Genomic DNA, 11,468 nt, shown 5'->3' with positions numbered 1-11,468 from the left:
AGTTTTCCCTAGGAAAACTTAGTTCGTCGAAAGGTATGATGCCTGGCAGAGCAACTTCTCTATTGTATCAAAAAATGCGAATAGAATCTAAACCTATGATGGATGCTATGCAAGAGGTGAGACAAATGAATCGAGCTTTAACGACAGCTATGATCGGAATTGGGACCGCACAGGCGATGAAGATGCCATTAACCTATGTGAAGACAGGGAAATGGGATTGGTCACAAGTGATTCAAACAGGGGGGATGCCGAGTTCACATTCCTCAGGTGTCAGTGCACTAGCTACTTACATAGCGATGAAGAGAGGCCTATCTGCGATTGATTTTGCTGTGAGTTCTGTCTTCGGAGCCGTTGTCATGTATGACGCTATGGGCATTAGACGAGCAGCGGGGGAGATTGCGGTTGAAGTCAATGATTTGGACGAACAGGTAGAACGGTTGGCGAAGCATCACCCCGGTATTTATCATGCCCGCAGGCGTAAAGCATTGAAAGAGCGATTAGGCCATCTCCCCAGAGAAGTTGCAGGCGGCGCACTATTGGGGATTGCTGTTGGAGCGCTCAGCTATTTTTTGGAGAAGAAATAGGTGGTTTAAGCTCATGTGGACAACTTTTCTGGAATGAGATAACATCAAGGGATGTTCTTAGAAAGGAAGAAGTCCACATGGAAATGATTCGCGTTACAACACAAGATCAACTAAAAAGCTGTTTCGATGTGCGTTTCAAAGTGTTTGTTGACGAACAACAAGTGCCAGCTCATTTGGAAATGGATGAGAAGGATGAATCCCCGGAGTCGTGTCATCATTTTTTACTACTAGATGGAGAGCGTCCAGTGGCCGCAGCTCGGTGGTACGAATATCAGCCGCAAACAGCCAAATTACAGCGAGTCGCTGTATTGAAGGAATATAGAGGGCGCTCCCTTGGTAAAGAGTTGATTCTCGCTATGGAAGAACAGGCTCAAGAATTGAATTGCGTGTCATCTATCCTGGATGCGCAGTGTCAAGCAGAGGGTTTTTATAGTCAGTTAGGGTATAAAGTCATTTCCGAGGAACCGTTTTATGATGCCGGCATCCTCCATGTCAGAATGAAAAAGCCGCTCAAATAAAAGCGGCTTTTTCTAATTGTTCATCGTTCCCTGCAAGCGGGAACGTAAGGATGAAGCGAGTGCCGTTCCCAGGGGAACTCTCCACTTCAATCGTACCGCGGTGATCTTGAACGATTTTGTAGCAAATCGACAATCCAAGACCCGTTCCCTCTGCTTTCGTTGTATAGAAAGGATGGAAGATTTTCTCTAATTGATCACTGGGAATTCCTGGACCGCTATCTTGAATGATAATCGTAGTCAACTCAGGATTCGGAAGTAATTCTACGCGAACAAGGCCGTTTTCTTCCATAGCTTCACAAGCATTTTTAATGATATTCAAAAGGACTTGGGTGATCTTATCCTGGTCCATCCATAGAAGAACGGGGTCCAAGGATTCTTTGTAGTGAATTTGATGTCCGAAACGCGTTGCCTCCGATTCCATTAAGGCGATGACTTTAAGGATACATTCATGCAGGGAATAGATTCGGAAGTCAACGCTATGAGGCTTTGAAAATTGTAGGAATTCCCCCGTTAGATCGCTCATTCGATCAATTTCATCCATAATGAGCCCATACCAATTTTCAATATTGTAACCGTTTGCTTTTGAGATTTGCAGGAAGCCTTTGACCGTTGTCAAAGGGTTGCGTATCTCATGAGCCATTCCTGAAGCTAATTCACCAATGACACGCAGCTTATCTGAGCGCAGCATGTGCTCTTCGCGCTTTAACCACGATTCACGCTTCTTAATATATAAATTATGCTCGGCAAGTAAAATTAGATCATCTTTCGTTACACATTCGAGTGGATAGGAAGCCATTCCGTATGTAATCTGAATGCCAGTTAACTTAGGAAGCTCAGAACCAAGTTTGAGCTTGAAGGATTCAGATGCAAGCTGTTCGGGAAGGAGCGGCATGACAACAGCAAATTCATCACCGCCATATCTGGAAATAAAGAAAGCTTCCTTGAATAGGATTTGAAGCAGGTCAGCCAGTTGTTTCAAAATAAAATTGCCAGCTTGAAAACCACGAGTGGTATTCATAGCTTTTAAATCGGTGCAGTCAATGAGTATCAGGACCAGCTCTTGTTTCTGAGAAATGAGTTGTTCCAATCTTCGATGGGCTTCTTCATAATTAAACAATCCCGTCAGTGAATCCTGCTGAGCATACAGATAACGTTCCTTAGTTAATCGATCGTTTTTTTGAATGGTAGAGTAGGTTGCACGTGTCAGGACGGCGACAGTTGTAAAATATAGTGTACATTCTAGATAGTAAATCCACAGCAAATTGTGGAAGCCCTTAATGAAATAAACATTTAGAACAAAAACAAGGATATAGGCTATCGTAAGCTTCCAAGAATTTTTGCGGTTGTCTTCTGCATATGTGTCACGAATTAGCGTTAGTATGTAGAGAGGCAAACAAAGGCTTAGGTGGCCAAAGTAGTGAATGAGTCCTAGGAACAATAATCGCAGCCACGGGAGGGCGACATGCTTCGTTTGAATCCTTAGACTGATGACATATAAGATAACTAGTAGCAATAATAGAGGTATATGAAGTGTTGTATGTAAAATCATCGTATATATGACGTATACTGTTGCATAGGCCAAAAGAATCCAATTAATAACCACCGCATCATCTCCTGAATGTAAGTATTCACTCATTTTACACCCATCTGACATGTTCTCTGTCTTTTTACCAATTCCTGCTGACGCGTAAAAAGATTAGCAAAAAAACAATTATTTTCACGAAAAAGAACCTCTGGGCTGTTGTCCCTAGGTTCGAGAGAAGTATTTTATTGCGGAAGTTCGAGAACATCGTGCTGTTTGATGAAGGTCATTTTTCCCGTTTTACCGATATAGTTCACCATCTCGTCCCCATAGTGCATGAGATGTATTCTTTGCTGTATCTCCTCAGGTAGAGTTAGCAGTTCAGCTAAGGTTGCATGAATCGCACCGTGCCCACCCAACTGGCAATCATGCAAAATCGTATGACAATTTCGTTTGTTTATCACTTCGTGTATTAATAATTCTTCATTAAATTTGGTGTCCGCGCTATAGAAAGTTTGCTCATTGATGAATAGAGAATAACTAGGCTTATGTGGAATATGGAGTGTAGAGATGAGCTCGATCGTAAAACCCGGAACAATTTCTGTGGGCTTGCTTTCTTCCAACAAAACGATATCAAAATAATCTTCGATGCCATTAAAACCGTCCGAAGGGTTGTACATACCGCCTTTAAGTGTATTCTCCCACAGGATTGCGGCAATTGCTGGTGTCATGAAAAGTTTGGTTTTCTTCTGGTTAAATTCATATAATAGACGAAAGGCCATTTCTTCTAATCCGCCAATATGATCAGCATGGATATGTGAAATGATAATGCCCTCAATTTGATCTGGTTGAACCTGAATATCATCAAGCGATTTAGGGGTTGTATGACCACAATCGATTAATATATTTTTGTTGTTAGAACGAACTAATGCGCTTGTATTGTAAAGAGTTTTGGCAAACGCACTGCCGGTTCCCAACATTTGAATTTGCAAACTCATTCAGACGCCTCCCAGAATTCGACAAAAACCATCTTTTTCTAATGTAGCATGGGAGGTTGCAGCATTTCAACCCTTATCTGTTTCAGAGGGGATCGGATTCGTTTGTTTTAGTGTAAATGTCACAGTTTAACTACTTGGCTTCTATTTCATTTAAAAGGTGTGGATGATCCCCGTGGTTTGGTTCCTTAGTAGTTTGGCGGTAGTTATGCTTGTTGGGTTTGCACTTGTAGGTATATCGACCTATGTGGGTTGGCAGCTCACGCATCCTAAGCGCAAGTCGGTAGATGAGTCGCCAGAGACATACGGTTTAGATGAACAAGTTGTCCATTTCAATAGTTTGGATGGCGGCGTTAGGCTGGACGGATGGTTTTTCAGATCGAATGCTGCTAATAGGCAAGAACCGCTAACGGTTATTATGTCGCATGGTTATGCAGGGACACGATTGGAGAAAGGACTTCCTGCCTTAGCATTAGCCAAATCCATTGTAGCTGCCGGATATCATGTGCTGATGTTTGATTTTCGGAATTCAGGTCAATCGGAAGGCCGGTTGACGACGGTAGGTTATTTGGAGAAGCAGGATGTACTTGGCGCTATCCGGTGGGTGCAGACGCATATTGGCGGTAAAATTAGCTTATTAGGTTTCTCGATGGGAGGGACGACATCCCTGTTGGCTGCAGCTGATGAACCATCCGTTCGAGGTGTCATTACGGACAGTGCCTTCAGTCAACTACATCCTTATTTGCAAGATAATTTGCCTGTATGGTCAAAGCTTCCGAGGCTGCCGTTCACACCTTTGATTTTGACGATCCTGCCCAACCTAATTGGCATCAACCCGCGCCGTGTAGATGCTTTGGCAGCAGTTGATCGCATATATCCTAGACCGATTCTATTTATCCATAGTCAAAGCGATAACGCGATACCATGGTCCAACAGCGAAGCGATGTGGCGCAAGCATCCGGATGTTTTTGAGCTTTGGATTACCGAACAAGGACTGCATGTAGGCTCCTATCAGAAGCAGCCTGAAGCCTATACAGAGCGTGTGCTTGCTTTTTTATCAAAATTATAAATTCATCGCAACTCTTCCAAAACTTCGGAGTATAAAGAAGCAGACACAAAGATTACTAACGAGAGCTGGAGGTAAAAAGATGAAAGTTCAGCGGATATTTGCGTTGATGCTGGTGTTTTTTGTTCTAAGCACGGCTGCAGTGGTGGCCTCATCGATATGGGGGGATTTTAAGGGATATAACATTGCACGTTTGGTCGTGAATAACACGACATCGGAGTTCGGGGATTCAGAAGTTCCACCATTGATTGTTGAAGGCAAGACAGTTCTCCCATTGCGCGCTGTGAGTGATGCGCTGCAAGCATTGGTGAAATGGGATAATTCGAACAAAACGGCGTACTTGTACAAACCTAACGTACACTTGTTTTTCACAACTGAGGTGCGCAAAGATTCTGCGATCGTGCCATTTGGTGTTGTCGAGCGCGGCAAATCAGCTGATTTTATTGTTTTTGCACAAGTAGATAATTTGAAAACTAGCATCAGTTCTGTGCAAGTTTCGATCTATTCCCCAAGTGGCAAAAGCGTCGTGACGCCGGTTGTGAAATCGATCTCGGAGTCCAAAGAAGCATTTTGGCTGAAGGTTCCTTTGTATGGCGTCTCCTTTGATGAAGCGGGTACCTATGTCGTGAAATTTGCGATGAAGCAAGAGGGGGCCAGCGATTACTCCGTTGTTTCCGAGAAGCAGATCCAATCGGAGTAGGATAGGCCGCACAGAAAGTGGTTTGACCTCTTATTATGAAAATGTTAGGATAATGACGTAACTTATTATTCAACGAAAAGAGGTTCTGCCTGTGAGCGATGAGAAGCATGATCATGTACACGGCCCGGACTGTGACCACGATCACGAGCAAGGGGAAGATGTTTTTATCGTAACGGACGAGAACGGTGAAGAGCATGAGATGGTGATGGTCTATACCTTCCAATCTCAAGAGCAAGCGTATGCTGTACTGCTTGACCGCAATGATCCTGAAGCTGACGGTGTTATTTTCCGTGTGGAAGAAGAAGACGACGAAGCCTTCCTTGTCAACATTGAAGATGAGCAAGAATGGGAACGTGTTGTCACTATTTACAACGAAATCGTGGCTCAAGAAGGCGAAGAATAAGAGCTATACATAAGAACCCCCTAGCAGAGGACTCTGTTAGGGGGTTTCTGTTTGTCAGCTATCATTTTCTAGGATTGAAATACATGATTCTGCCGTTGAATAAATGAAGTTCGGCCTTCAGCAGCTTGCCGAGGTATTTGCAGAATTCATTGCCTTTGCTCTTGTCGCCATGCGTGGCGTCATCAGGCAATACGACTTGGACATAATGGTGATCTTCCTCTTGCTTCTGCTCATTGCCGACACCAATCACTATGTATTTGTATAAGGGATTGATACCTTTGAGATAGAACCATTTGCCTTCGCCTTCCGGCTTCGTCTCAATGGTGTAGGGAAAACCGGCCTCATCGTACTCCCAGCCAAGCTGCTTGGCCGTCAAGGCAAGTTGTTCACGGTAGTGAAGCAGCCTTTCCTTGAGTTCATCCAAGGTGAGCGCGGCTACAGTGGAGCCTGTTACGAATTTAATATAAGCGCTTTGAGCCATTCCTTGATCACCTCATTCGCTAAACATCAACAACATCATAGCATCATGTAAACGGTTTTACAATATCTACCTGATCCAAGGAAACGCTAGAAAATCGCTTGTGTTTCCACGATGACTTTGACATTCTGCACACTGCGATCTTCAGGCCCCTTGACAGGCAGCCCGACTTCTACATGCTCGACAATGTAGTCTATCAACTCTTGTGTGATGACTTCACCTGGCAGCAGAATAGGAATACCTGGCGGATAGACATAAATGAATTCCGCGATAATGCGGTCAGCGGAGTCTTTGAATGGCAGGATTTCCGTTTCGCCATAGAAGGCATCCCTTGGTGTCAACGTGAGTTGAGGAATCGCAGGGACTTTAATGACAACTTCTTTGACCTCAACAACGTCATCATTGATATGGGAGAGTTCGCGCAGAGCTGTTAACAGAATTTCAATATTCTCTGGTGTATCCCCTGGTGTTATGAGACACAATATGTTATACATATCGCTCATCTCGACTTCGATATTGTAGTGATCACGCAGCCAATTTTCAACTTCGAAGCCAGTGATGCCGAGCTTGCGGACATGCACGCATATTTTCGTAGGGTCATAGTTGAAAGTGGCTTCTTCTCCCAAAATCTCCTCGCCGAAACAGTAGAGATTGGGAATTTCATTGATTTGTCTACGCGTATATTGCGCCAATTCAATGGTGCTTTCAGCCATACTACGGCCATTGAGGGCCAAGTGTCTACGCGCAGTATCCAATGAAGCTAATAAAATATAAGAGGTCGATGTCGTTGTCAGCATCGAGATAATCGTTTGGATACGCTTCGGATTAACGCGATTTCCCTTGATGTTAAGTACGGAACTTTGCGTCATCGAACCGCCCAGTTTGTGAACACTGGTTGCCGCCATATCGGCACCGGCTTCCATAGCGGACATAGGCAGCTTGTCATGGAAATGAATCAGCACACCGTGTGCTTCATCGACCAGAACCGGCATGTTGAAGCTATGAACAAGATCGACGATCTCTTTGAGATTGGTACACACGCCATAGTAGGTTGGATTGATGACTAATACGGCTTTGGCATCGGGATGCTTCTCCAGAGCTCTGCGCACGGAACGCGTTGGGATGCCGTGATCGATACCGAGATTCTTATCACGAGCAGGTTGAATGAATACCGGCTTAGCGCCGACGAAAATAATTGCGGCAAGCACGGACTTGTGAACATTGCGCGGAACGATAATTTTATCGCCTTCGGAACATACCGTCATAATCATCGTCATAATGGCACCGCTAGTACCTTGTACGGAGAAGAAGGTATGGTCGGCGCCGTAGGCGTCCGCAGCAAGCCTCTGGGCTTCCTCGATCACGCCCATTGGTTGATGTAGGTCATCCAGGGGTGCTATATTGATGAGGTCGATGGACAGGGCATTGTCCCCAATGAAGGAACGAAATTCCGGGTCCATGCCAACTCCTTTTTTGTGGCCAGGAATATGGAACTGAATTGGATTTTTGTCCGCGTGAGCGAGTAGTGCAGTGAACAGGGGGGTACGGGTATGATCCACCTGATTATCGCTTCCCTTCTATAGTGGATTGCTTGCTGCATATTGCAACAAACAAAATGAGTATATCAAAATAGAGATATCATGCAAGTTAATTTTTAAAAAATAGTTTGTGCAGATTTAGGTAAAACTAACAGTAAGGTGTTAAAATTCGCCAAAACAAGGAGAAATCGTATGCTTTTCATGGAAGAATGGCGGAAAAATCGCTTGTTTTCCCCATTTGTGATGGAATTGTTAATTATTATGTTTGTCGTCGAATTTGTGAAGGGCGCGTTGCTTTTAACGATATTGCCGGTTTATATGAAGACATCACTCGGGGCCTCTGCGTTCATCATTGGCTGGACGCTAGCAGCGCAGTATATTGGGGATAATGTTCTCCGGACACCTGTCGGCTGGATTATTGATAAATTAGGCTACCGAACAACGATGCTCACGGGGGTGTTAATGACTTTTGTTGCAGTCATTTTGATTGCGACAACTGCGCAGTTCAGCTGGATGATTATCGGCTGCGCGCTGCTTGGTTTGGGAACAGCGCCATTATGGCCCTGTGTTATTACAGGCACTACGGAAGTGGCCGGTGATGACGGAAAAGCTACGATCATGAGCGTTGTTTATATGGCTTGGCTGTCGGGCGTGGGCTTGGGTCCAGTCGCGATTAATTTTTTTGTGGGCGAGAATCACTACAGTTCTGCTTTTCGCCTATTAATCGGCTGCATGACGGTTGTCGTGCTTGTTGCGCTTATGCTGCCGAGAAGAGAAGCTGGATTACAGGGGAAATCAGTCCCTAAGGCCGAAATTAAAAGTGGCTCTCGCGCTTCTTTTTGGCAGCGTGTTTCGGTCTATTTAAGTGAGGTTCGGCGTTCGATGAATGTGAGTCCCTTATTGTTTCCCGCCATGTTCGCTCAAACCTTTGCATTAGGCATTCTGACACCCATTCTCACGCTATATGCCAAGGAAGTGCTGAAACTCTCCTCTTTTCAATACAGTATGTTTTTGATCGCCGGGGGAGCTGTGACGGTTATTTGCTTAGTTCCGATGGGGAAAATAGTGGATCGAATCGGGATTCGCCCGTTTCTTGTCATTGGTTTCAGTTTGAGCGCTGCCGTGCTGTTGTGCTTCACTTTCGCTAAATCTATGGTGCTGCTATATGTGTTGGTAGCTGTTTTGGGAATTGGCTATGCCTTCATCATTCCATCTTGGAATGCGCTGATTGCTTCGGCTATTCCTCCGGAAAAAAGAGGCGCTGTATGGGGCTTTTTTCTTACTATCGAAGGCTTAGGGATGATTGTTGGGCCAATCGTTTCAGGGAAGCTGTGGGATGTGTATGGCTATCATGCGCCATTCCTGATGAGCGGTTTTGTCCTAGTTCTTCTGCTTGTTCTTCAAATGTTCATTTCCATCCCCAAAAAAGGTATGGTACGATAAGGGAAAATGACTGATTTGGAGGCCTAAAAGCAACATGAATAAACAGATTGGAATCATCATGCTGTTGTTGATGACGATATTCGTTGGTTTTGGCATTATTATCCCGATTCTTCCTGAGGTCGTGAAGGGTGCTGGATCGGAATATCATAACGCATTGCTGTTGTCGGTTTATTCCGCGGCTTCCTTCCTTATGTCCCCTATATGGGGGGCGCTTTCGGATCGAATTGGCCGTCGCCCGATTATCCTGATTGGGTTGTTAGGTTTTAGTGTGAGCTTTCTTATTTTTGGATTTGCTAACGACCATCTATGGATTATGTATGTATCCCGGATTATGGGCGGCTTATTCTCTGGTGCGGCTACGGCATGCGCCGTCGCTTATGTGGCGGATATCACAACAGCGGAGAATCGGACCAAAGGCATGGGCATGGTTGGGATGTCGATCGGTCTAGGCTTCATCTTTGGACCCGCACTTGGCGGTATTTTTAGCAAGTGGGGGACATATGTGCCGTTCTTCGTCGCATCTGCTTTGTCATTGGCTTCCTTTGTTCTAGCCTTTGCAATCTTGAAGGAATCGTTGACACCGGACAAGCGTACTTCGGTCAAAGAGAAAGCGCCCTCCCGGTGGACAGCTTTCTCAGGAGCGTCAAAGTATCTCTACGTGCTTTCCTTCTTTGTTTCCTTCACCTTGGCTGGCCTGGAAGCTACGCTTCAGTACTACCAGATGGACAAGATTGGCGCTACGCCATTTGATATCGGCATGATGTTCTTAGCAAGCGGTATCGTTGGCGCCTTAATTCAAGGCGGCGTCGTTCGCCGCTTGGTGAAGCAGGGAGCTGAGCAAGTCGTCATCGGCATCGGGCTCTTCCTGTCGGCAGCCGGCTTCTTCCTGCTGCTGTACTCAAGCAGCGTAGTAACCGCTGCAATCTATTTGTCAGTATTCGGCGCAGGTAACGCGCTCATACGCCCTTGTGTGACTTCGCTGATCACGCAGCGGACCAAAGTTGGACAAGGCGTCGCGACGGGCCTGAGCTCCTCTATGGACAGTCTGGGCCGTATTGCCGGACCACTCCTCGGGGGCGCCGTGTTCGCCATCGCGCATTCCCTGCCGTTCATCATTGGCGGCGTGCTTTGCCTAGCCGCGATACTGCTGTTGCAGCGTTTTGTGCTTGTGGATCGTCAAACACGATCACGACAAGCTGCATAATCCCCAAAAAAGAGGCTGTTCCCAAGGTTGATAACCTGGGCTAGCCTCTTTTTGATTTTTGTCTTTAGGATAAATGCTCGCATTCTTGAGCCAACATTCAATCATCCTTATAGCTAGCGAACTGCATGATGCTTATTGCCCCCCAAAACGCTGCTTTGGAAATCCAATGAACTGAGTTGGCGTTAATGAGCAGTTTATAGGTGGAATGGTGATCATTTACTTGAAATAACGTATGCGGAATTCGTTAGATTTTTAAAATGAACCATTTTGATCAAATACAGGGTATTGGGTTCCTAAGGGGGCTTGACTCAGGTTCATTGGCTTTGGCGCTAAGCTTTCCTCAAAGTCAGCCCATTCAAAATAAATTGAATGGTATGCTCAATTTCCACTTCCTCATCCCAATCAGCGTTGGGCGCTAACAGAAATCGGGTAATCAAGAAACCAACAATGGTCGAAATAATTAATCGCATCGTTGTTGGGGCAGGCAATTCAATGATTTGACCCTCTGCCTGGAAGTGCCGAATTGCTTTATAAGCTTTTTCCAGTACTAATTTGGAGAAAGTTTCCTGAAATTGTTCTCTCAGCTCGGTATGAAAGGGAATTTCATGCAGAAATATTTTCAATACGGCAAAATGTTTTCTGGCGAATTCCATCCGATTCACAATAATTGCGCGCAAGTATTGTTCCATGCTTGGATACTCAGCGTCAAGCACTTTGGTGAAATCCTTCACTGCAAAAGGTGCAATGAGTTTCGTCATAATGGGGGCCACAATAGAGAGCAGCAATTCTTTTTTTGTTTTATAGTGACGGAAAATGGTGCCTTCCGCTACGCCTGCCTTTTGCGCAATTTCACTGGTAGAAGAGCCTGCAAACCCTTTTTGGGAGAAAATTTCGACAGCCGCTTGAACAATTTTGATCTGTTTCTCGGTCATTTTCTCTTCTTCGTCATTAAGACGCAGCAGCTCTTGTAACCAGGGCTCGACTTGGGACAAGGCACTCACCTCCTGTATACCTAGC

The 11,468-nt window shown here is 45.2% G+C and carries 12 protein-coding genes; 7 read left to right on the top strand and 5 right to left on the bottom strand.

Going from position 1 to position 11,468, the window contains the following annotated elements; all coding sequences use genetic code 11:
• Window positions 1-125 precede the first annotated feature (125 nt).
• A complete protein-coding gene (locus IEY34_RS00355) occupies window positions 126-584 on the top strand; it encodes a divergent PAP2 family protein (RefSeq protein WP_189006044.1) in 459 nt (152 codons plus the stop codon).
• Between the two features lie 77 nt (window positions 585-661).
• Window positions 662-1,102 (top strand): GNAT family N-acetyltransferase, encoded by a 441-nt coding sequence (locus IEY34_RS00350; RefSeq protein WP_189006042.1) that lies wholly within the window; start codon window positions 662-664, stop codon window positions 1,100-1,102.
• Here IEY34_RS00350 and IEY34_RS00345 read toward each other — a convergent pair.
• Both IEY34_RS00345 and IEY34_RS00340 read right to left on the bottom strand, forming a co-directional pair.
• Window positions 1,095-2,705 carry a sensor histidine kinase gene (locus tag IEY34_RS00345; protein WP_229757396.1) on the bottom strand — a complete coding sequence of 537 codons (1,611 nt, stop codon included), beginning with the start codon at window positions 2,703-2,705 and terminating at the stop codon, window positions 1,095-1,097. The two genes, IEY34_RS00350 and IEY34_RS00345, sit on opposite strands and share 8 nt — an antisense overlap.
• A gap of 164 nt (window positions 2,706-2,869) precedes the next feature.
• Window positions 2,870-3,622 (bottom strand): MBL fold metallo-hydrolase, encoded by a 753-nt coding sequence (locus IEY34_RS00340; RefSeq protein WP_189006039.1) that lies wholly within the window; start codon window positions 3,620-3,622, stop codon window positions 2,870-2,872.
• 172 nt (window positions 3,623-3,794) lie between these two features.
• On the opposite strand from IEY34_RS00340, the gene IEY34_RS00335 reads away from it, so the two are divergent.
• The 3 genes from IEY34_RS00335 (at window position 3,795) to IEY34_RS00325 (ending at window position 5,788) form a co-directional block, all read left to right on the top strand.
• Window positions 3,795-4,688: an alpha/beta hydrolase gene (locus IEY34_RS00335; protein WP_189006037.1), complete on the top strand. Its 894-nt coding sequence runs from the start codon at window positions 3,795-3,797 to the stop codon at window positions 4,686-4,688.
• Window positions 4,689-4,767: 79 nt separating this feature from the next.
• A complete protein-coding gene (locus IEY34_RS00330; RefSeq protein WP_189006035.1) occupies window positions 4,768-5,385 on the top strand; it encodes a stalk domain-containing protein in 618 nt (205 codons plus the stop codon).
• Window positions 5,386-5,476: 91 nt separating this feature from the next.
• Entirely contained in the window at window positions 5,477-5,788 is a 312-nt protein-coding gene (locus IEY34_RS00325; protein WP_173216786.1) for a DUF1292 domain-containing protein, read from the top strand.
• Window positions 5,789-5,849: 61 nt separating this feature from the next.
• On the opposite strand, the gene IEY34_RS00320 is transcribed toward IEY34_RS00325, so the two are convergent.
• Both IEY34_RS00320 and IEY34_RS00315 read right to left on the bottom strand, forming a co-directional pair.
• On the bottom strand, window positions 5,850-6,269 hold the full coding sequence (locus IEY34_RS00320; protein WP_189006033.1) for a DUF1885 family protein: 420 nt from the start codon (window positions 6,267-6,269) through the stop codon (window positions 5,850-5,852).
• Between the two features lie 86 nt (window positions 6,270-6,355).
• The gene (locus IEY34_RS00315; RefSeq protein ID WP_189006031.1) at window positions 6,356-7,825 is read right to left on the bottom strand and encodes an aminotransferase class I/II-fold pyridoxal phosphate-dependent enzyme; all 1,470 of its coding nucleotides are present in this window, start codon (window positions 7,823-7,825) and stop codon (window positions 6,356-6,358) included.
• Window positions 7,826-7,996: 171 nt separating this feature from the next.
• On the opposite strand from IEY34_RS00315, the gene IEY34_RS00310 reads away from it, so the two are divergent.
• Window positions 7,997-9,247, top strand: a complete 1,251-nt coding sequence (locus IEY34_RS00310; RefSeq protein WP_189006029.1) for an MFS transporter — start codon at window positions 7,997-7,999, stop codon at window positions 9,245-9,247.
• A 34-nt stretch (window positions 9,248-9,281) separates the two neighbouring features.
• Window positions 9,282-10,451, top strand: coding sequence for an MFS transporter (locus IEY34_RS00305; RefSeq protein WP_189006027.1), 1,170 nt, complete (start codon window positions 9,282-9,284; stop codon window positions 10,449-10,451).
• Window positions 10,452-10,780: 329 nt separating this feature from the next.
• Here the strand turns inward: IEY34_RS00305 and IEY34_RS00300 are convergent, their stop codons facing one another.
• Window positions 10,781-11,452 (bottom strand): TetR/AcrR family transcriptional regulator, encoded by a 672-nt coding sequence (locus IEY34_RS00300; RefSeq protein ID WP_373291134.1) that lies wholly within the window; start codon window positions 11,450-11,452, stop codon window positions 10,781-10,783.
• Window positions 11,453-11,468 lie beyond the last annotated feature (16 nt).

The sequence above is a fragment of the Paenibacillus marchantiophytorum genome (assembly GCF_014640555.1).
Lineage (GTDB): Bacteria > Bacillota > Bacilli > Paenibacillales > NBRC-103111 > Paenibacillus_E > Paenibacillus_E marchantiophytorum.
This window is presented reverse-complemented; position numbering and strand designations above follow the sequence as displayed.